This window comes from Xenorhabdus indica, assembly GCF_014467235.1.
Lineage (GTDB): Bacteria > Pseudomonadota > Gammaproteobacteria > Enterobacterales > Enterobacteriaceae > Xenorhabdus > Xenorhabdus indica.
This window is the reverse complement of sequence record NZ_NKHP01000028.1, coordinates 1-19,081: the sequence shown is the minus strand read 5'-3', so window position 1 is coordinate 19,081 and position 19,081 is coordinate 1. Positions and strand designations below refer to the sequence as shown.

General features: G+C 43.0%; 36 protein-coding genes. 14 read left to right on the top strand and 22 right to left on the bottom strand.

Features of this window, described 5'->3' with window-relative positions:
• Positions 1–422 precede the first annotated feature (422 nt).
• Positions 423–839, top strand: coding sequence for a type II toxin-antitoxin system HicB family antitoxin (locus tag Xind_RS17100; RefSeq protein ID WP_187650572.1), 417 nt, complete (start codon positions 423–425; stop codon positions 837–839).
• A gap of 26 nt (positions 840–865) precedes the next feature.
• Here the strand turns inward: Xind_RS17100 and Xind_RS17095 are convergent, their stop codons facing one another.
• The 3 genes from Xind_RS17095 to Xind_RS17085 are packed head-to-tail and all read right to left on the bottom strand — an operon-like array spanning position 866 to position 2,065.
• Complete coding sequence (locus tag Xind_RS17095; RefSeq protein WP_187650571.1) at positions 866–1,318, bottom strand: lysis protein; 453 nt, start codon at positions 1,316–1,318, stop codon at positions 866–868.
• The gene (locus tag Xind_RS17090) at positions 1,315–1,749 is read right to left on the bottom strand and encodes a lysozyme (RefSeq protein ID WP_187650570.1); all 435 of its coding nucleotides are present in this window, start codon (positions 1,747–1,749) and stop codon (positions 1,315–1,317) included. Before Xind_RS17090 ends, Xind_RS17095 begins: the two co-directional genes overlap by 4 nt.
• The gene (locus Xind_RS17085) at positions 1,733–2,065 is read right to left on the bottom strand and encodes a phage holin, lambda family (protein WP_187650604.1); all 333 of its coding nucleotides are present in this window, start codon (positions 2,063–2,065) and stop codon (positions 1,733–1,735) included. The genes Xind_RS17090 and Xind_RS17085 overlap by 17 nt, the downstream gene beginning before the upstream one ends.
• A 171-nt stretch (positions 2,066–2,236) precedes the next feature.
• Between Xind_RS17085 and Xind_RS17080 the strand changes: the two genes are divergently transcribed.
• Positions 2,237–2,479 (top strand): hypothetical protein, encoded by a 243-nt coding sequence (locus Xind_RS17080; protein WP_187650569.1) that lies wholly within the window; start codon positions 2,237–2,239, stop codon positions 2,477–2,479.
• A gap of 13 nt (positions 2,480–2,492) precedes the next feature.
• Here Xind_RS17080 and Xind_RS17075 read toward each other — a convergent pair whose 3' ends face one another.
• Positions 2,493–2,789: a hypothetical protein gene (locus Xind_RS17075; protein WP_187650568.1), complete on the bottom strand. Its 297-nt coding sequence runs from the start codon at positions 2,787–2,789 to the stop codon at positions 2,493–2,495.
• Between the two features lie 218 nt (positions 2,790–3,007).
• On the opposite strand from Xind_RS17075, the gene Xind_RS17070 reads away from it, so the two are divergent.
• Both Xind_RS17070 and Xind_RS17065 read left to right on the top strand, forming a co-directional pair.
• Entirely contained in the window at positions 3,008–3,268 is a 261-nt protein-coding gene (locus Xind_RS17070) for a type II toxin-antitoxin system RelE family toxin (RefSeq protein WP_099122580.1), read from the top strand.
• A 65-nt stretch (positions 3,269–3,333) separates the two neighbouring features.
• A complete protein-coding gene (locus Xind_RS17065) occupies positions 3,334–3,693 on the top strand; it encodes a helix-turn-helix domain-containing protein (protein WP_099122581.1) in 360 nt (119 codons plus the stop codon).
• Positions 3,694–3,767: 74 nt separating this feature from the next.
• On the opposite strand, the gene Xind_RS17060 is transcribed toward Xind_RS17065, so the two are convergent.
• The 16 genes from Xind_RS17060 to Xind_RS16985 form a co-directional block, all read right to left on the bottom strand.
• Positions 3,768–4,097 carry a type II toxin-antitoxin system RelE/ParE family toxin gene (locus Xind_RS17060; RefSeq protein ID WP_187650567.1) on the bottom strand — a complete coding sequence of 110 codons (330 nt, stop codon included), beginning with the start codon at positions 4,095–4,097 and terminating at the stop codon, positions 3,768–3,770.
• Positions 4,066–4,302, bottom strand: coding sequence for a ParD-like family protein (locus tag Xind_RS17055; protein ID WP_187650603.1), 237 nt, complete (start codon positions 4,300–4,302; stop codon positions 4,066–4,068). Before Xind_RS17055 ends, Xind_RS17060 begins: the two co-directional genes overlap by 32 nt.
• A gap of 203 nt (positions 4,303–4,505) precedes the next feature.
• A complete protein-coding gene (locus tag Xind_RS17050; RefSeq protein WP_187650566.1) occupies positions 4,506–5,279 on the bottom strand; it encodes a Thoeris anti-defense Tad2 family protein in 774 nt (257 codons plus the stop codon).
• A gap of 144 nt (positions 5,280–5,423) precedes the next feature.
• Entirely contained in the window at positions 5,424–6,458 is a 1,035-nt protein-coding gene (locus tag Xind_RS17045; RefSeq protein ID WP_187650565.1) for a DNA methyltransferase, read from the bottom strand.
• Positions 6,459–6,553: 95 nt separating this feature from the next.
• Positions 6,554–6,754: a helix-turn-helix domain-containing protein gene (locus tag Xind_RS17040; protein ID WP_187650564.1), complete on the bottom strand. Its 201-nt coding sequence runs from the start codon at positions 6,752–6,754 to the stop codon at positions 6,554–6,556.
• Between the two features lie 200 nt (positions 6,755–6,954).
• The gene (locus Xind_RS17035) at positions 6,955–7,446 is read right to left on the bottom strand and encodes an antiterminator Q family protein (protein WP_187650563.1); all 492 of its coding nucleotides are present in this window, start codon (positions 7,444–7,446) and stop codon (positions 6,955–6,957) included.
• On the bottom strand, positions 7,443–7,637 hold the full coding sequence (locus tag Xind_RS17030) for a hypothetical protein (protein WP_187650562.1): 195 nt from the start codon (positions 7,635–7,637) through the stop codon (positions 7,443–7,445). The genes Xind_RS17035 and Xind_RS17030 overlap by 4 nt, the downstream gene beginning before the upstream one ends.
• Positions 7,637–7,993 (bottom strand): RusA family crossover junction endodeoxyribonuclease, encoded by a 357-nt coding sequence (locus Xind_RS17025; RefSeq protein WP_187650561.1) that lies wholly within the window; start codon positions 7,991–7,993, stop codon positions 7,637–7,639. Before Xind_RS17025 ends, Xind_RS17030 begins: the two co-directional genes overlap by 1 nt.
• Positions 7,990–8,277, bottom strand: coding sequence for a hypothetical protein (locus Xind_RS17020; protein WP_187650560.1), 288 nt, complete (start codon positions 8,275–8,277; stop codon positions 7,990–7,992). Before Xind_RS17020 ends, Xind_RS17025 begins: the two co-directional genes overlap by 4 nt.
• Before the next feature lie 20 nt (positions 8,278–8,297).
• Positions 8,298–8,744: a DUF1367 family protein gene (locus Xind_RS17015; RefSeq protein ID WP_187650559.1), complete on the bottom strand. Its 447-nt coding sequence runs from the start codon at positions 8,742–8,744 to the stop codon at positions 8,298–8,300.
• A 195-nt stretch (positions 8,745–8,939) separates the two neighbouring features.
• Positions 8,940–9,137 (bottom strand): hypothetical protein, encoded by a 198-nt coding sequence (locus Xind_RS17010; protein WP_187650558.1) that lies wholly within the window; start codon positions 9,135–9,137, stop codon positions 8,940–8,942.
• Between the two features lie 20 nt (positions 9,138–9,157).
• Positions 9,158–10,531, bottom strand: coding sequence for a replicative DNA helicase (locus Xind_RS17005; RefSeq protein WP_187650557.1), 1,374 nt, complete (start codon positions 10,529–10,531; stop codon positions 9,158–9,160).
• Position 10,532: 1 nt separating this feature from the next.
• The gene (locus Xind_RS17000) at positions 10,533–11,627 is read right to left on the bottom strand and encodes a replication protein (RefSeq protein ID WP_187650556.1); all 1,095 of its coding nucleotides are present in this window, start codon (positions 11,625–11,627) and stop codon (positions 10,533–10,535) included.
• Entirely contained in the window at positions 11,620–11,868 is a 249-nt protein-coding gene (locus tag Xind_RS16995) for a hypothetical protein (protein ID WP_187650610.1), read from the bottom strand. Before Xind_RS16995 ends, Xind_RS17000 begins: the two co-directional genes overlap by 8 nt.
• Complete coding sequence (locus tag Xind_RS16990; protein ID WP_187650555.1) at positions 11,865–12,263, bottom strand: hypothetical protein; 399 nt, start codon at positions 12,261–12,263, stop codon at positions 11,865–11,867. Before Xind_RS16990 ends, Xind_RS16995 begins: the two co-directional genes overlap by 4 nt.
• 215 nt (positions 12,264–12,478) lie before the next feature.
• Positions 12,479–12,703, bottom strand: a complete 225-nt coding sequence (locus Xind_RS16985; protein WP_187650554.1) for a transcriptional regulator — start codon at positions 12,701–12,703, stop codon at positions 12,479–12,481.
• Positions 12,704–12,812: 109 nt separating this feature from the next.
• On the opposite strand from Xind_RS16985, the gene Xind_RS16980 reads away from it, so the two are divergent.
• Together Xind_RS16980 and Xind_RS16975 are read left to right on the top strand one after the other, a co-directional pair.
• Positions 12,813–13,511 (top strand): XRE family transcriptional regulator, encoded by a 699-nt coding sequence (locus tag Xind_RS16980; protein ID WP_187650553.1) that lies wholly within the window; start codon positions 12,813–12,815, stop codon positions 13,509–13,511.
• Positions 13,512–14,167: 656 nt separating this feature from the next.
• Complete coding sequence (locus Xind_RS16975; RefSeq protein ID WP_187650552.1) at positions 14,168–14,446, top strand: hypothetical protein; 279 nt, start codon at positions 14,168–14,170, stop codon at positions 14,444–14,446.
• On the opposite strand, the gene Xind_RS16970 is transcribed toward Xind_RS16975, so the two are convergent.
• A complete protein-coding gene (locus tag Xind_RS16970) occupies positions 14,443–14,946 on the bottom strand; it encodes a hypothetical protein (RefSeq protein WP_187650551.1) in 504 nt (167 codons plus the stop codon). The two genes, Xind_RS16975 and Xind_RS16970, sit on opposite strands and share 4 nt — an antisense overlap.
• Before the next feature lie 126 nt (positions 14,947–15,072).
• Between Xind_RS16970 and Xind_RS16965 the strand changes: the two genes are divergently transcribed.
• On the top strand, positions 15,073–15,252 hold the full coding sequence (locus Xind_RS16965; RefSeq protein WP_187650550.1) for a hypothetical protein: 180 nt from the start codon (positions 15,073–15,075) through the stop codon (positions 15,250–15,252).
• On the opposite strand, the gene Xind_RS16960 is transcribed toward Xind_RS16965, so the two are convergent.
• The gene (locus Xind_RS16960) at positions 15,239–15,433 is read right to left on the bottom strand and encodes a hypothetical protein (protein ID WP_187650549.1); all 195 of its coding nucleotides are present in this window, start codon (positions 15,431–15,433) and stop codon (positions 15,239–15,241) included. The two genes, Xind_RS16965 and Xind_RS16960, sit on opposite strands and share 14 nt — an antisense overlap.
• Before the next feature lie 151 nt (positions 15,434–15,584).
• Here Xind_RS16960 and Xind_RS16955 point away from each other — a divergent pair, with 151 nt between their 5' ends.
• The 7 genes from Xind_RS16955 (at position 15,585) to Xind_RS16925 (ending at position 18,944) form a co-directional block, all read left to right on the top strand.
• A complete protein-coding gene (locus tag Xind_RS16955) occupies positions 15,585–15,824 on the top strand; it encodes a hypothetical protein (protein WP_187650548.1) in 240 nt (79 codons plus the stop codon).
• 364 nt (positions 15,825–16,188) lie between these two features.
• The gene (locus tag Xind_RS16950) at positions 16,189–16,461 is read left to right on the top strand and encodes a hypothetical protein (RefSeq protein WP_187650547.1); all 273 of its coding nucleotides are present in this window, start codon (positions 16,189–16,191) and stop codon (positions 16,459–16,461) included.
• Positions 16,458–16,619, top strand: a complete 162-nt coding sequence (locus Xind_RS16945) for a hypothetical protein (RefSeq protein WP_187650546.1) — start codon at positions 16,458–16,460, stop codon at positions 16,617–16,619. Before Xind_RS16950 ends, Xind_RS16945 begins: the two co-directional genes overlap by 4 nt.
• Positions 16,616–16,951 carry a hypothetical protein gene (locus Xind_RS16940; RefSeq protein WP_187650545.1) on the top strand — a complete coding sequence of 112 codons (336 nt, stop codon included), beginning with the start codon at positions 16,616–16,618 and terminating at the stop codon, positions 16,949–16,951. The genes Xind_RS16945 and Xind_RS16940 overlap by 4 nt, the downstream gene beginning before the upstream one ends.
• A 2-nt stretch (positions 16,952–16,953) precedes the next feature.
• Positions 16,954–17,625, top strand: a complete 672-nt coding sequence (gene exoX / locus Xind_RS16935) for an exodeoxyribonuclease X (protein ID WP_276511097.1) — start codon at positions 16,954–16,956, stop codon at positions 17,623–17,625.
• A 6-nt stretch (positions 17,626–17,631) separates the two neighbouring features.
• Positions 17,632–18,306, top strand: coding sequence for an AAA family ATPase (locus tag Xind_RS16930; protein ID WP_187650544.1), 675 nt, complete (start codon positions 17,632–17,634; stop codon positions 18,304–18,306).
• Positions 18,303–18,944, top strand: a complete 642-nt coding sequence (locus Xind_RS16925; RefSeq protein ID WP_187650543.1) for a DUF669 domain-containing protein — start codon at positions 18,303–18,305, stop codon at positions 18,942–18,944. The genes Xind_RS16930 and Xind_RS16925 overlap by 4 nt, the downstream gene beginning before the upstream one ends.
• Positions 18,945–19,081: the final 137 nt, after the last annotated feature.

The window sequence follows — 19,081 nt, the reverse complement described above, 5'->3', positions numbered from 1 at the left end:
TATTTCCTTATAGAAAATCGAACCTGTTCACACAGAAAAACCGCCCGCAGAAATACCCATTAACGGATTTCTCAGGTTCGACTTTCTGTAAGGCTCTGCGTTTTTATTGAGGTGCGTGTGAATGCGCGGTAAGACCAATATGCAAAAATGCTAATTTAAACTTGCCATTGTTAGCATTTTTGCATATAATAATTTCAAGTTAACGAAACGGAGGTGCAGTGAAACAAAGTGAATTTTTAAAATGGCAAAAAACATCTGAAACTCTACTACAAAGGTAAAATAAGCCACCTCCCCCAGACACCCAAGTCAGGAGTTGACAACGGGGTTAGTCGAAGGAGTCAAGAAACAATTAGATTTAAAATAAACTCTAGCCCTCAATACGAGGGCTATCACTGCACCGAGAAATTATTAAAGAGGCCACTATGTACTATCCTGCAAAATTTGCGAAAGAAGAGAACGGATATACAGTTACATTCAGGGATATTCCCGAAGCCATCACCTGTGGTGCAGATATCCCCGAAGCAATGGAAATGGCCGAGGATGTTTTACTTTCCAGTGTCGAGATTTACTTTGACGAGGATAAAAACTTTCCTCTGCCTGACCCTGAACTTCAAGCGGATGAACAATGGGTATATTTACCTGATAGCGTATATGCCAAAATCTTACTCAATAATGAGCTTCTAACGGCTAAAGTCAGTAAGGCTGAGTTATCGCGCTTAACCGGTATTCGTCCCCCTGAGATCCAACGAATACTCGCACCACGTCATACCACTAAAATTGATACTATCAGCCGGGCACTTACCGCTGTAGGTAAAAAGCTATCACTGTCAGTTAGCTAATGATTAGCCCCTCATTGCAGGGGCTTTCATCTCACACACTGCGCCCTAATATACTCCTGTAACCCCAGGATCATTTGCTCTGAGGTGGCAATGCGCTCTCTGAGTAACCAATAATTTCGGACAGCGGAGTCTGCAGGTCGGGCACTGGTTGCATTAGCCATGCCGGAGGTGGCAGTGGCTTTAGACGCTGGACACTCGGCCTTGATGTACACCCGTTCAGGGTGAGTAAGAGAAGCAGTATGCAGCCTGTCAATTTCAGTCTTGGCATTGGCGAGTTCCTGAGTATGTTTGCTGTCTAACTCATGCAGCATGTCAATGTGCGTGTTCTGGTAGTTGATTCTGTCGGTCAGTTGCTGGATTTCGGTGGCTTGGTCGCTATTAATACTAAGCTGTTTCTTATATCCAGAGCGATAGAGGTAAGCCGCACCGGAAGCAATAATCAGCGCAATCACCACGCCGTAGGTAAAATTGAGCTTCATGACAAAAACATCTGGCGTTCAGATGCCCTACGCTTAGTCAGACCGTTCATTACCTTACCTGCTGCCTTATTCCATCTCTGGAACTCATCAGCTGCACCTTGGTAGTCACCGGCATTGAGTTTTTTCAGCAAGGTAGAACGAGCAAAGTTACCCGCACCACAATTGAAGATGAACGAGCACAGGGCATCAAACTGCCCCTGAGTCAGTGATACTTTCACGGCTGATTCAAAGGTGAGGTAAATAAGCTTAAGGTCATCAAGTAGGAATGCCTCGGCCTGCTGCTCTGTTATTACTTGTCCCGGTTTGACATCTTTTGTGTGACCGTAACCAATTGTCCACGGGATACCACCAGTAGCCGGATCGGGATAGGCTTTGAGTTTCAGGCCTTCATATTGTTTGATGCACTCCAGGCCTTTAGTGCTGATTTCCATCAGAAGTGCCTCCCGCTTTCTTCTCCGCCGCTTTACGCAGTAATTGACCAATAAAATCTGTTCCCAGATAGCCAATCACTACACTACCGATGTAGGCCAAGTCAGGATTCAGCCCAAACAGATTTAATACATCACGAATGAACCAAGCGAACATGGCACACATAAAGGCATCGATTGACACCTTTAACCAACCTCCGCCTTGATAACGACCGCGAAGAAATGCCATCGTTCCCGCGAGGGTTGCCCCGATGCCTTGCTCTCTTATCGATATGAGCCAGTCACCAAGATGTACCCAGATATCAGGATTTTCTTTCATTTTCATATTCCACCCCATCAGAACAATGGGTGTCCGTGGGGTGAAATAGGTTCGCCCCTGTGAGTAGGTTAAAAGTAACAAATTAATAGTTAAGGTATACTGTTAGATCAGCCAAATATTTACCAATAACGAATAGAGGGATGGCTGACTACCTCAGCAAAAAGGACGCAAATGCTAGACCAAGAAACAGAATTCTATCTCAACCAAATTAAAGAAGAGATGAAAGGACAACAAACTGTAGTCCAGCTACTTATTCACCATATTCTTAAAAACTTAGAAAGCAAGCCCGGTTGTGAGAATTTCACTAATGAAGTTGTCGCGTCTTTAGAGGCATTAAAGCAGCAAGTCTGGTCAGGAAAAGACGCTATTGATGCCGCTATTGCCTTAACAAAAGATCCAACAAAATATAGATGATACATTGCGGCCTTTAGGCCGCTTTTTCTGTCAGCCCAATTTGGTCGCAGTATTGTTTTGCATAATTTTCAGCACGTTCAAAAAACGCAGCAAAGGTGCTTTCAGGATCAAAGGTTTCTTTATACTTTACGATAAGTTTATTTTCATAATCTTCATGCCCGCAAAATCCTGATACTTTGACATCAACAGCTAATTGCTTTCCCGTTAGCATATTGACAGTGAAAGAGCCAATTCCGACATCACGATGACAACCAGCAAACATGAGACTAGTCGCCGTTGTTGGCATACCAACTTCAAAAGATAATGTCATGATAAACCTCGCTAGTGGGTTAATAGGGTGCCAACCGCAATAGGAGATACTGAGGTTCTGTGAGTGATTGCGGTGGCATAAATTAAAAAGACCACGCAAATAACGCAGCCCTGAAAACAATATCGCATTTTAATCGCATTTTTAGTTGACAAAATACGATTTTAATCTTATCATCTAATCATCCCAAGCGGATATGTTCTTTAACAAATGAGGAAACGATGGTTACGGTTCAATGGACGAGGAAAGCACGAAAACAGTTGCTTTCAATCGATACCAGATACCGGAAAGCTATCAATGAGAAGGTTAACCAACTTGAAACCTTTCCTGCAGTAACACTGGACATCAAGAAGCTTCATGACCTTGATAACCAGTACAGACTAAGGGTCGGCGACTACAGGATAATCTTCGAAATCACTGACGGCGAACCGGTTATCTGCTCGATAATGGCAGTCAAACGGAGAACATCGACAACGTACTAGGCGGGGTAACCCGCCATTTCCTCATTATTAAATTCACCGCGACTCTTAGCCACTCGGATGAATATATGACAATGCAATACATAAACGATGAAGCAGGAAAACCGCTGTATGTTGTCCTGCCAGTAGCTGAATACGAAAAACTTATCAGCGCAAAGGGAGATTGGGAGGATGTGCCCTACACTCCGTCAAAATACGATGATGTGACCGTGCCTAACGGCGTTGTGTCTATCATGGTTGACCAGGATGTTTCTATTCTGGCGGCTTGGCGCATCTATCGTGGGCTGTCTCAATACGAAGTCGCTGAAAAGCTCAACACAGCTCAATCAACCGTGTCTCAGTGGGAGGCATCCGATCGCCCACAGAAGCGCACACGGGAAAAACTGGCTGCACTATACGACTGCACGCCAGAGCAACTCATTCCATAACCCAACGGCCCCACTCAGGGGCTGTTTACTTTGGCTGAAATACAAAAAGGCCACGCAATGCGCAGCCTTGTAATTTATTTAATAAACTTTAAATCGGCTTTTCTGTGTCGCCTCTGTTCCTGATAGAAATTTTCATGAGGACCAAAATTTAACAGGTACAGTTCTATTTTATCTTCAACCCAGTGATAACCCAGCAAGGTTAACAGGTTATTCAATTGAAACTTGTGAACACGAAGATAACTTAAATCCCCTTTCTTTTGTTCACCAATTTCAGGGTCGTCGATAATCTTTCCGATCTCATCTTCCACAAGAGCAAGAAGATTTTCAGGTAACTTAGATAATGCCTTAGAGAAACGTCTTGTTTCATAAACATCAATCTTGGGACTTTTTGGTCCTTCTGACATAACGCGACACCTTACCATTATCGACTTCGCTTTTCGCCAGTAAGACATCAAGGATAAAGGAGTATGGCAAATCTGGGTTATCTTCGGCGATACGACCTATCTTAGCCCAATGCTCGATCTGCTTTGGCACACTCCTGCTTGATGCTTCGGCGTGAATTTTTACATCATCCACGAAGTCATCATCTAAACGGATACTAGTAGCCATTGTGTCGTGCCCTCGTTCTACTGGTACATGATTACTCACCAATATAATGCGACACCTTGTCAAATAATGCAACCTTTTGTCGCGTTAATTACTGAATGACCACTGAACATGATCGCATTTAGTTGTAAACTCAACGTTTACTACTAACAGAAAGCAAAAAGCTCGCAGGATCGCAGCCTTGAATTCAAGGTGGTGAGTTAGTGTTAAACCCATCTGAAGCAAAAGTATTTAGTCTTATTTGTTTGCTTCAATACCTCACCTAATTTTATTTCATCACCATCACTAGGACTATAATCCACTCTATATATATCGGAGTCAGTCGGGTGTTCAGTCATCATAAAATGAAGAATATACGTTTTATTATCAACAGTAACATGGAGATTCTTAGCAATAAACTCTAACATTTTATCAGAATCATCGGTATTGGAAGACACTTTCAGCGTTATAGTGTCACCATAGAAAATGAACGATACTATGTTTGTAATGTTTATGTTGCTTTGGAAGTCAGACAAAGTACCAAAAATAGCATCACTTGAATCAAAATGCCCTTTTTCGGTCATATAACCCCAACTTTGCCCCACATCTTCAAGTTCACCAGTTCCTAATGTGAGATGAAAAGATATCATCGTATCTTCTGAGCACTCGGGTTTGGATTCTGACTCCAGCAAAGCCCAATCACAGGCTAATAAATCGTCCTGTCTCGGTGTCCAACGAGACCAATAGCCATCTTTATCACTTTTTTCAATATAAGCATCTCCATCATCTGTATTACCAGCCTCTGATTTATGAGCAAGACGCATATGCTCTATCGGGGCATTCCAGCCACTACGATGCACCTGTTTTCCTAAATACACTAAACTTAGTGCCCATGCGGAAGTACCGGCTGGCACGGTTATGTTATTGTCGCCAATATTATATTGGTTAGGATCGAATGGGCACTTACGATCAGTGTTATCTGGTTTATTAACGTCAGACATAAACACCTCACTTAATTATTAATAAAGGTCATTTCATCCTACTGTTAACTCACCGGAAAACTTACTTAAACTAAGTTCCCATCTCAACCGGATTACTACTATAGCAAGGCTTATAATTTGAAAGGTGATAGGTGATTTATTAACCTACGAACTCAAGTCTTTTATCTCTTGCTTAGTCTGCTTAAACCGTTCCTCTTCCAGCTCCACACCCAACACGCGACGATTCAACTTCAACGCCGCTTTCAGCGTCGCCCCAGAACCCATAAAGAAGTCAGCCACCAGATCCCCTTCCCGACTGCTGGACTGGATAATGTGCTTCATTAAATCAGCGGGTTTTTCGCAAGGATGCTTACCCGGATAATATTGAACAGGAGCAAACTGCCAAACATCGGTATAAGGCACATCAGCCGTGACTGTGAATGGACGTCTCATTAAGCCGTATTCCTGCCGCAATTCGTCATACTGACGAGACAGGGTTAAATGAGATTCCACCAGCTCAGGATATGGGATGTTCAGTTCCCCGCGCTGGTGCTTTTCTTTCGCTATGCGATCAAATAACACCTGCAGCTTTTGATAATCCCCTTCACTGGGTAACTGCCACTGGCTATCGCTGAACCAGTGACTCGCCATCTGCTTACCTGTAGCAGCGTGAATTTCTTTTGCCGTGACACCTAACGTTTTCCGGGCATCACGAAAATAATCTATCAGTGGTTTAAACACTGACTGTTTCAGTTCCCGACACTGGCGGGAATAGCCATCGCCTTTCGGGTGATAGGGGCCTTGATAATGTTCGGCAAAAATAATACGTTCAGTGGACGGAAAATACATTCGCAGGCTTTCTTTATTCTGTCTGCGCCACGGGCCGGACGGTTTCGCCCAGATAATATGGTTCAACACATTAAAGCGTTCACGAACGAGCAGCTCGGTATCAGAGGCCAGACGCGAGCCACAGAACATATACAGGCTGCCATTGGGTTTCAGTACCCGCCAGAATTCAGCCAGGAGTTCATCCAGCCACACAAGGTAAGCCGTCACATCGTTCCACTGATTATCCCAACTGCAGTCTTTTACTCTAAAGTATGGCGGGTCAGTGGCGATAAGGTCGATACAGTTATCCGGCAGAGTTTTGATAAATTTCAGAGAGTCGTCGTTAATTAATGTGGTACTGCTTAAATTCACTGGCTATTCCATACATCGACGCTGACAGGTTCACTGGAAAGCCATAAGCAAAAGGCGGATGTCATTCACCCGCCCCGCGTTAATACGTTATCCTGTTACGGGCAACGTTTGAAATACGTCTCATTGTCCCGGCTTTCCATCAGACCAGCCAGACAAAATTGAGTCAAAAGCAACTGGCAACGCGGCCTTGATAGCCCCGTTAAGGTAGAAATGTCTGAAACAGACGCCCAGTCATACAGGGGGACTGTTTCTAAAACGCAGGAAGCTGTTGTTGTCATATCTTCATGTTTTAGCATGATAATTTTAAACCTTTGGTCAGTTATTCGGCGTGAACACACATGTAACTCTGACCAATCACAACAGCAAGTCTTATGTTTATTTCAGACATAAAAAAACCCGCAAGTGCGGGAGTTTTGTTCTGGTAAGGCACCTAAGAAACACTGACGGCAACCTTACCAAAAAGTATTGCTAATTTGATAATTAAAGTCAACACGTTCTACGCAATCTTTTTAATTTTCTCTACACGTTTACGCGAATTAAACGCATTTTTCAAAGGTTGGTATAAAAGATAAAGACTTGCATTAAGAATTTCATTCACCTCATTCCGACACGTCCCCATTGATGGCTTTTTCAATCTCCCTCCTGAACGCGTCATCATTCTGCGTGGACTTGCAACCTTATGATAATAAGCTGAAATTGCCAGTTTCGAGGCATTGTGAGCATAGTAACTGAGTAAAATACCGTAGGCTTTCCGGTCAATGCACATGACAGAATCGACAACCTGAGAAATCAGCATGCCATCATCATCATTGCACATCGGTCTCTCTTGATGCTTACACGGTTCTACGTTCATCATGAACTTATAAATCATATTGATTTGCCGTCTATCAATTCTGCCACTGTAAACCCATGCTCCCCATAAATTTAGCCAGTTATCGATCCAGTCTTGTTGCTCTTTGGTGAGCTGCTTTTCTCCAATGTAACTCATCTTGCCTCCGGTAACACTGTATGAACTTTATCGAGACGGGTCGAATACATGACTCTATTTGTGCGTAATTTTCTTTCTTCCCTGATAACCATTTCTCCATTTGGTTTCTGTATGACACAACGCTGATTGCCTGATTTAGTTTTCAGCCATCGCGCTTCTTCTATCGCTGCATGTAAGTCTGTGTATTCCATTAATCCAGTTCCCATATCTGGACATCGAGACAACCGCCTTTAACCAGATCACCCCGCATGATCTGCATATCATCAATCTGGTTATCATCGACCCAGAAATTGGCATGAGTCAGCGAATCGAAGACCGCTTTCGGCAGGTTATCGATGTCTCTTCGGCGTCTGTCTGGGGGATGGGCGATTATTTTTATTTTGATGCGGGATGCTGTGAGGATATCTAAGTTTTGCTGCTCAATGAGTTCTATGATTTGTTGTCGGTACGCTTTGCCTTTTGCTGTTATGTAGTGACCCCTTTTTGAATGCTTCCAGTAATGGTTCACTGTCGGTGGCCACGGCAATTTTAGATGGTAGGTTCTCATAGTACCCCGACCAATCCCCTCCTGGTCAGTTCCTTAACGGTCAGCACAATAGACCTGTCCATCTCGTGCCTGCGTTCTTCTTTGCTCATGTCAGAGCCGTTATCGATAGCATAATGACATTCAGGGCACAGCGCCGCCGTGAGGCTATCATCCACCTTTAACCCCATGCCTTTTCCCTCATTTCGGTGAGCCACCTGAATACCGTATTTTCCACACCGGACACAGCATTCAATCTGGCCAACGGCTGCCAGCCATTTTCTACTGCGGTAAGTTTGTTGTTTCACCTGTTTTGCTCCTGCTTGAATTAAAAAAATGACAATAACCGATTCTCAGTTATCTGATTGCAGCCCCTGAAAATATGCCTGAGCGCTGCGTTTATCATGGCACTGTAACAACGCTCAAATGCGTCCGGTTCCATGTTGGCGTAAGATAAACTCTTGGCCTCTGTCCGTATCTCTCCATTAAGCCTGACAGTCTGTTCATAGAATCCCGCCAGAATGGTTAAATCCTTCCTGAATCGGGTAAACTGGCTATGTTCATCCATGCAATCCAATCCCGCCTTATCAGCAGACCAGTGCTCAAAGCAGAACTTGAAAAAGGCGAACATTTTGCGGTGAAAAGCGGGGTTTCTGGTGAGTTTGATATCGGCGGTGTACATCTCGCCATTTTTGAATTTTGTTAACCGGGGTAAGTCATGTTCGAATGCGGGGACAAACACACCTCCCGGCGATTTGACCATTTGTATTTCCATTTGCCCTCTGATTCCAAGCCTGAATACACTGATATGTTTATTGTTTAATCATGCCCTTAAAAATTCGCACAATTCATTCTGAGGGATTTTAATTCGAAATAACCCAATGTTATGACTTATAGTATTTAATTCTCCCCACATTAATCTCACGAAGAAATAACGGCATGAATCAATTCAACGTGATTATTTTAATTTTTATCCCGCATTTTCTTCCAGTAACCATTTTTCGAGTTCCGTATTCTGGTATTTCGCCAGACGCAATGCCTCCAGTCGGTCTGATTCGTCCGATTCATCCAATGTCATGATGAGGCAAATTTTCGATATCACCTTCAATAATGCGTGGTTGGTGCGCTCTATTAGCTGTTTAGCGTCTGGTTTTTCTTGCTGTGTCATCTCAGGTTCTTCTTGTGGTATTAAAACTCGATATCGTCTTGATAGTTATCTTTCTTGACTCTGCTCAGGTCTGCCGGATCTAATCCACCGTGGGTATTGGTGAAGTAATACGTCTTTTCAGCCCCCGGCGCATGTCGTGATTTGGTGCAAATAATCTCAGTAATCCCTTTCATCTCCGTATTAGGGTTATATTTTTCATCACGATAGACCATGAAAATAACATCGGCCTCTTGCTCGATAACGCCTGATTCTCTCAAGTCGGCATTCACTGGCCGCTTATTGGTTCTCTGCTCCAAGTTACGGTTTAGCTGGGCTAAAGCCACAACAGGACATTTCAGTTCCTTAGCCAGATTTTTCAATCCCGTCGCTATCTCGCCCACGGATTGATTCATGTTGTCGGGATTGGTCATTTTCATTTTTTGCAGGTAGTCAACGATGATCAGACCAAGACCGCCAGTCTTCTTGTGCATCCGTCTGGCTTCAGATCGGATTTCATTGATAGTCATTGAGGGTTTATCGTTGATATGAATAGGTGAGGTTTTGATATCTTCCAGAGCATGTGCCAGCTTACCCCATGACTCATCCATCATGTGTTCCCTGTTATTTTCCCCAAGCAAATCTTCTTTACGAACATGTGCGTGATGAAACGCAATTCGCTCCGATATCTGCCATTTCGGCATTTCCAGACTGAAGAACATCACTGGCTTTTTCTTGCCAATAGAGACCGCCTTAGTGATTGCCGTACTCATCATGGTCTTACCCATACCCGGACGACCGCCAATAACAATAAAATCCGTGTTATTAAAACCACCAAATGTTCTATCTATATCTGGCATTCCAAGCAGTGTTTTATGCTTCCAAATTTCACCGTTGATCATCGACTCAATAATTTCTATCGACTCCTCCACGCCTTCCATAATATGAGCAGTTCCGCCATCGTTAGCACTCCCGATATTGGATATTTGGTTCTCAATATCACCCGCAATATCCTGAACTGCGCTGATCCCGCTTTGGGTTATTCTGGAGATCCCTGTATGCAGTACGGAAAGCATCTCACGGGTCATTGATAGCTGCTTGAGTTTATCGACGTAGGTTGGTAGCAGGTGAATACTGGGAACATGTTTTGCGCATTCAGCAATGTAACCAAATCCGCCGCAATGCTCAGCATGACCACTTTGTTCCAGCTCGCTATTCAACAACACCAGATCAAACTTACTACCCGTAGCATTGAGTTTCTTCAAGCCTCTCAGGATCAGCCTGTGAGACACAGAACTAAAATCACTTTCCGCCAGTATCTCAACGGCGTTGATTGCAGAATCCGAAAACTCATTACCTGCCACTAAAATCCCGCCAATAACCGCCTGCTCTGTGTGAATATCAGAAAATTTTTCCATATTAACCCCCGTTACGTCTTGCGATATGTTCCCGTTTTGCCTGCTCATAAACCTGCGGCCAGTTTTCTGGCTTGAGTACCCAGTCCAGTGTTAGCCACGGTTTTTCATCCAGTTGGCTGAACAGTGACGACTGGCTGATCAACTCAAAGCAGGTTGCCATGTGTTGAACTTCCCGCCATTTCCCTTTGTTGGTTTTGCCGTTCCACACAGTTTCAAGGTTTCGGTAGGCGGGTCGGCGTTGTGTCCATTCCTGAGCGTCAACGCTGCGAGCAGGGAGCTTGTTATTCCAGAGCGTGATTAGCTCAGCGTGAGGGCAGTCAGCAGGATTCCTGTCAATACGTTCTTTCCACTTAACCGCGTCAGACAGGTAACCATCGAACCTGGTCATGCGGAACAAGTTTTCAGGTTTTAGTTTTTCTCCGTGTTTCCATTGTGTCACCGCCCACTCAATCACCAACTTGATTTCATCCGGTGTGTAGCATTCTCCTTTGCTTTTCACGGTGGAGAGGGCTTTCAGGATTGGAGTCGTGGATTGAAACCGGGAGTTGGTGATCTGGTTGAAATAATCCAGTATTTCGAGAGCGAGATTTTCTTCCCCCGTGGGGGTAAGGGGGATCTTTTCTTTATTATCTTTAATAGTATCTTTTGTGTTTAGCTGATTTGGCTTATTTTTTTTAGCTGTTTTAGCTAAACTTTTATTAGCTGATTTGGCTAAAGGTTTGCTATTTTGGCTAACATCTAAAATCCACTCAGAAATTTCCAAATTTAGCCCTATCATACTTCCTTGTTTAATAAGTATTTTTCTTTGTGTTAACTCCTTAATTTCGGTGCTCACATGAGTGTGGTGTAGGTTAATCATTTCTGCTATCTGAGTGTTAGTTGCTCTATCAAACCGCTTATGCCAGCCGAACGTTTTTTCAATAATGGCATCAATGATCCTGTACTGCCGATAGGTTATCTCCTTGTTGCTGTGCGCCATTAAAACTAATTTTGGACTACGAGGCATTTTAATGAACTCGATATCACCATTCACACTTTCCTCTTTCTCTTGTGTTATTGGCTGACGGTAATCAGCCATTCTTGCAATGTTACTCATGGCGATCATCTCCAATCAGCTCTTTTCGAAGTTCTTTCCGTAGTTTCGCGTCATCTAAAAGAGCACGAAGATGTTTAACTCCTTCCTTGGTAACGGAACGAGCCTCCCTATCGCGCAGGTTATTTTTATGCACGGCTATGTGATTAAATTTGGTTTTCATGTATAATTGCTCCGTAAAATTTTCCACTCTAAGAATATTTTGCATGGCCTCAGCTACTCCTAATAGTTGAGGCTTTTTCATATAAAGTTCCTGAGTTTCATTTCTGCTAATTCAATCTGCTGCTTAAGCAGGTATCTATATTCCTCGTAAGATATCTTCACTTCTCCATTGAAATTAAATGTCAAGTTCTGAACAGAGGCTTGTATCATTCTGATAAGCCAGTATCGATACTCTTCCTCACTAATTTTTCGTTCACTATCTTTCACAATATCGACTATTCCAGCATGAGCCATGATTTCAGTCGCATGTTGGAAATGAACAATTCTTCGGGTAATGGTTGATTCAGCAACACCTAAGTTATCAGCGATGACCTTTTGTGTAACATCTCTGATGGGCTGTAATACCGAAGAGAGCAAATGATTACTTATAAATTTTTTACTCGTATTGAGTGTATTGCGTGCACTTGCGTGTTCCATAAGTTAAATTATCCAGAGTTAAATTTGGTTTAAGTGTTAAACGAATGAATCCACTATTCTGCTATAAATAGTGGTTAACACGACTTAGCCTCTTGGTGAATAAGCCTTTACGGAATCTGCATCCCGATTGCCTAAGTTCTTACTCGGCGCTATTTTGATTTGCTAGGGTTCACTAATAGCTTGTCGTGAAGATAGATTGTTAAAGAGCTATGCAGTTATGCTGCGTGTTCCACACGAGGGAACAAAAGTGGCAAATCAGGGCGAATTTCGTGTGCCTTGATTAATCCATCCGTGGCGTTAACGATGGCAAGTACTCGCTGTGGAGATACTCGCCCTCCTTTCAGCCATTTATGTACTGCTGGCTGGCTAACATCACAGAGGAGAGCCAATTTTTCTTGGCTACCAACGATCTTAATAGCACGTTGAATAACTATATTCATGGTTATACCTCTGATAGTAACAATTGAAATGAAATATAACCAATGTTATGGATAAACGCAATAACTTTGGTTCTTTGATTTTGCATAACTGAGGTTATATATTCCACGCATGAAAACGTTATCTGAACGCCTGAAAGTAGCATTAGAAGCGGCAAAAATGTCGCAAGAGCAATTAGCTCAAAGAGTTGGTATCTCACAGCCAGCTATAGCTAAGCTCGTTTCAGGGAAAGCAAAATCCTCCAGAAAGTCACTTGAAATAGCCCTAGCTTTGGGTGTGAATCCTACATGGCTTGTTAGTGGTAAAGGTGAAATTGCTAATCCTAATTCCCACCCTTTTGAAGAGTGGGAAAATATCCAACGATGGGACGAACCAGCACCCTTAGAACTCGATGAAGTAGAAGTGCCATTTTTGACAGATATCGATTATGTCTATGGCAATGGTGAATATAGTAAGCCGGATTATAAAGGGTTTAAGCTGAGATTCTCTAAGCCTACATTCAGAAGAGTTGGAGCTGATCCTGATGGTAAAGGAGTACTATGCTTCCCCGCCAAAGGTGATAGCATGGCACCTTTGATACCCAATGATGCAACTGTCGCTATTAATTGTGATAACAAAAAAGTTATAGACGGTAAAGTCTACGCAATTAATCAAAACGGATGGAAAAGGATAAAGATTTTAATCAGATCATCGCACGATAAAATCACCATCAGAAGCCTCAAGAAAGAAGAGTATCCAGATGAAGAAGTCTCAATGGATAGCGTAGAAATACTGGGTAAAGTCTTCTGGGTGGCATCCTTTTTAGATTAATCATCTCTCCATAAGGCCGCATAATGCGGTCTTTTTTATCATTCCCATCTCTCATCTCCCATAACTTTTTTCAAAAAAAATTCCTTTCCTACTCAAACATTTATAACTTAATTCATATTTAACATGAAAAAAGTTATTGCCAATAATCATAACCATAGTTATATTGAATTCATCCAAGGCACACAGCCGAAAGATAAATAAATATGCTCTTTAACAATTTGGAATCACATCTAATGCTGAGCAGAGAGATCTGCGCAACTCAGTTCCCTGACATCTCCAGACCTCACGGGGTATATGGCATCTCAGGCAAGCGGCGGACAGTGTTAGGTGTATTTATTATTAAAAATAGGAGAATCAATCATGGTTTAGCAAAGCGGATAGACCGCAAGCGTAATGCTTTGATGATGCGGTAGTGACGCATCCCTGAGTAGCCAAATGGTTAGCCTGTGTAGCGACGGGTCAAGGTTCATAGATTACAAGTAGCTCCGGTAAGGCAGCAAGAAAGCCAAACTTGCACCGGTTATCAGCGGCAAAGATGCGGCAGGAACTCAAGGGCATGAGCGCGACCACTGCGAGAGTGTGGTTCAAAGTGCAGTTGGCTTTGAGGTGTGGTGTTCATCGCCATAGCATCAAAACCAATTAACGGGGAAACATTTATGTACAAAGATCATGTGAATGGGAACTTCGATAAACTGGAAAGTGCTATTGATAACGCGATTAATCAGGCGCAGAAGCAACTACAAAAGCAACGGAAAAAAGCATTCTGGTCGAACCGCGAACCCAAATCACGCATTACCAAACAGGAACGCGACACTATTAACGCATTAACCAGCTTCATTACGGCAGTAAATAGCGATCCATCAAAAGAGCGAGTTTCAACCAAAACCAAATCCCGCCGTAGATCGGAGTCGGGCGGGGTTACAACAAGACCTTAGAATGCACTTTTGGCCAGTTCAGAAAGAACTTGTGACACAGTGCCTGCATTAGCGAACAAAGTATCAACGCACTTACCAACAACGGATTCTGCACCCTTTTCTTTCACTAATTGCAAAAGCGTTTTCTTTTCTGATTCAGGTAAGTTTGCGGATTTGATAATTGCTTCAAGCTGTTCAAGGGTATTTTGGTGGATCTTAATCGTCACCGTATTTATTTTATTTCCGATGGTGTCCATATTAGCATAATCAACACCCGCAGCAGTCAATGCCATTTTATGGGGATTAAATGAATAAAGCTCATCATCGGTAGTACCAATCCCGACAGCGCCTAATTGAACTAATCCAATAGATTGCAGGTAGTTAATATCTTCCGCTAATTTTTCTTCACCCAGCTCATTAATAAGGTACTGGAATTTTTCAGCACTTATTGGACGCATTAAATGATCTCTGTCATTCATTGTGCGGATAATCATATCTTGTCTCTCTAATAATTCAGTCATTTATTATTCCTTTCTTGTTTGCTGGGGTAATTGAATCATAAACGATTTTGTTGCTGGGGAGTAGCAAAACCACTGCCGTCTGAGGTGGCTAAATATCCAGACACATTTAATAAATAATTGGAGTGAATGATGAAATTTGAAGATTTACCAGATGCTGCGAAAATAGCCGCAATTGAAGTGTATAAAACAATTGCCATCCGCGAATTGGTCTTGGTTGACAATCAATGCAAAGAGAAGCAAACAGCCAAACTGGAAAATCTGGCTGAAAGCTTGGCAAAAGGCTTTTCAAAACTTATTGAGAGTTAATTTCACTTTTAAGTTTCTCAAAACGCCCTTTTAGTGCGTCAAATACTGCAATTATATTTTCTGCTCTGGATACAGTAGAAGTCGATGGATGCGAAAACGTGCCAGCTTTTACTAATTCCATTACAACCTGATAAGCAGCATCAGTTGGGTTCAGTAATGGGCTTACTAATTTTTCAGACATTAATTTTTCCTTTTTGACTGTGGGATAGTAAATATATCGATTTTCCTTGACTGTGGGAAGTGAGGAAACCACCTCGCCTGATGTGGCTAAAAGCAGGCAACTCACTCCAGCTCATTCCAAATAAACAATTTAATTCTGAGGTGAAATAATAATGAATACTAAAGAAATAGCATTAGCGTATCAGAAATTAGAATCAGCAAAAAATACAGAGCAGGCGCTGTCAATGGCTTATCAAATTGCCTCAGGCTCTTGTATGCCAACTAATGTTAGAGAATTGTTCACTCAATTGATGAATGCAGTTAGCGAGCATCGTAGTGAATTACAAGGTGCAGCTATATACCTTTTCATAATAGTGAGAATATCAGCATGCGGTGTTCCTTACCCCGCGTGACACGCAGGGTAAGGAATACTCCTATCATTTTGAAAAGCTATTTAGTGACATATTATTCAAGTAACTAACTCCAGCTCATTTCCGAGTGGGCTGTGGTGAGTTAATTAACCAGCCTCGCCAATGCGGGGCTTTTTATTACCTAAATTAATTCGCTAGCCTAAAAAATAAATCCAACACCAGGGATCTTATTAATCGTTTTCACTAACGAGGGGTTTTTACATGCGTAATAACATGCACGATGGAAGCGCGGTCGTTCCCGCAAAACCACAAGCTATCAGGAACAGGCGCACATGGAAGCGCCGAATTACTCTCTTTCTCATCTCATTAATCGTATTTATTCCCGTTTAATCGCTGGGAGGTATTCATGTATTCATCAATAAGCTACAGCTTCGTAGAAAGTAAAGAGCGCGTAAATAAAGGCCGAACCTATATCACATACACGGATATGGGCGATATGACCATTGATATTCCATTCAAAGAATATGCAAGCAGAACGGATGTCGATATCAGTGACATGTTTGCTTATGCCAGAGTACATTGTGATGAAGAACGAATCGCTGAAGAAATGGTAAAGGCCGGCTTTACCTATCGGGAACTTATGGTTATCGCTCAGCATATGCACAAGGAGGCCGCATGAACCAACAACATAAGGACAGGCGGTCTGAATACTGGAAATCCCTAGGCTATATGGACGAACAAATAGCCCAGCACCGGGAACTGGAATATCAGAGTGAAGCATTAGGTCAGCAGGGATTACCAGCTAGCGATATGGATTTCGCGGGAGATTTCACATGACCAGTGATTATTGGCGCTCACCAAGATGTTATGTGCCGAAAGACCCGGTAGAGCGGTGGCAATATCTCAGGGAACTGGTCGCTGCGAGCAAAAGTGATACCCCACACCCTGCAATTTCAACATTACCGGAACGAGTTCATAACGAGTGTATAGGACAACTCAACCACCAAATCGCAGTCAATCCCCCACTACCGCGTCACATGGCAGAACAACGCGCTGAACAAGAACGTCAGGCGTGGCGGGATTACTGGGCTACCCATCAAAGAGAACACGACCACTACCGTGGTGATTCACCTCGCCGCCATCATGGTGGCATCTGGACAGGAGATTAATTTTGGCAATTTACAGAGTAGTGGACACAGAAACCTGTGATATGGAAAGCGGGATTGTTGAGATAGCCAGTATTGATATTGTAGGTAACATCATCAATTACACCGAAAAACAGTCTCATTTCGTCAATCCTCAAAAACCCATCTCAATCGGGGCAATGGCTGTTCATCATATTATAGATGAAATGGTCGCTGATTCCCCGCTAATAGATGACGTCATTGATAAATACAAAGGGGCTGATTTTCTGGTGGCACATAATGCCGCTTTCGATTCACGTATGATGCCAGAGATGGATGTCCCCTTTATCTGCACATTGAAATTAGCCAGGCGTTTGTGGCCAGACATGGAAAGTCACAGTAACCAATATCTGCGGTATGCACTAAAACTGGATGTTTTTGTACCGGATGGGCTGCATGCACACAGGGCGCTGTATGACTGCATAGTCACCGCCGCACTATTTAAACGCATCAAGGATGAGTCAGGTTGGTCTGATGAGGAAATGCTGCAAATTAGCAACCAACCTTCATTGTTGCACAAGTTCAAATTTGGCAAGCACAAAGGCATGACATTTGAAGAGGTTAAGCAAGCTAATCCCAGCTATTTTACATGGTTATTAAAACAGCCTGACATTGATCCTGATATTGAATTCACTATCTGTTATTGGTTAGCGAGGTAGGCAGATATGGGAACTGCAACACTCATTCTTGGCGAATCTGGTACAGGGAAAAGTACCAGCCTGCGTAATCTTAATGCTGAAGAAACCTTGCTAATACAGATTGTCAGGAAACCATTACCGTTTCGTTCCTCAGCATGGAAGCCGTGGAACAAAAACAATACTAAGACCTCAATTTTTGTTTCAGATACCTGGCAATTCATCATCAAAGCCATTGAATCCGCGGCTAACTATGGGAAGAAAATCATCGTTATCGATGACTTCCAGTATTTGATGGCTAACGAATTCATGCGCCGTTCAGAAGAGAAATCTTTTGATAAGTTCACGGAGATTGGTTCTCACACATGGAATGTGATCAACACCGCAATCAGCAAGACACCGGATGATTTAAGGATTTATTTTCTCTCACACACGGAAGAAACCCAGATAGGGAAAGTAAAGATGAAAACCATCGGCAAGATGTTGGATGAGAAAATCACGGTCGAAGGCATGTTCACTATCGTACTGAAAACACTGGTGAAGGACGGACAATATCTCTTCACCACACAAAATAACGGGTTCGACACCGTTAAATCACCTATGGGTTTATTTGACTCACTGGAAATCGAAAACGACCTTAACACCGTAGATAACGCGATTTGTGAATACTACGGACTTGAAACCCACGCAGAGGAAGCAGCATGAATAATGTAATTTTCACTTATGACCAAGAATCAGCCATGAGCGCCGGACAAGGCGGCTTTATCAATGAAAGTGGGGCTTATGTCATTACCGTCAGCGAAGCGAAACTGACCAAAAGCCAGCACGGTGCAGAGTTTATCGAGTTTTCTGGTGAGGCGGATGACGGACGCAAAGTCAGCTACCTCAGTATCTGCTGCAAGAAAAAAGATGGTTCAGTCAATACATTTGGTTGCAGTATGGTGCAGGCCATTATGGGATGCTGTGGCGTCCGTCAGGCCACAAGCCATATGGTTTCTGTCAATAACCTGATTGCGCCTGAGTTTACGGGTAAGCGCGTTGGTTTAGTTCTGCAAAAGATACTCAGAACAAAGAATAACGGCGATGATACTTACGGCATGGATATCCGTATCCCGTTCTATGCTGACTCTCGCCAGACTATCGCCGAAAAAGTGGAGGGAAAACCGGCTACCGCCATCGATAAAATGGTTACAAATCTGAAAGACAGGGATGAACGGAAATCGGCCAGTTCCGGCTCTCAATTCTACGCTCAGCAGAACATCCCGTCCGCTGATTATGACAATGACACTCCGTTCGCGCCAATCGGCAAGCAATACCCAAGCCATACTATCTGCGTGATTTAACCAACCAAAAGAATATTTACTGGATAATAGAAAGGTGAATATATGGCAATAGTTCAGTACTACGTAGCTTACAGTAAAGAAACAATCCCCGATGAAGTATCGGAAGGTCGTCGCTACGAACTTGAAGCAGACAACAA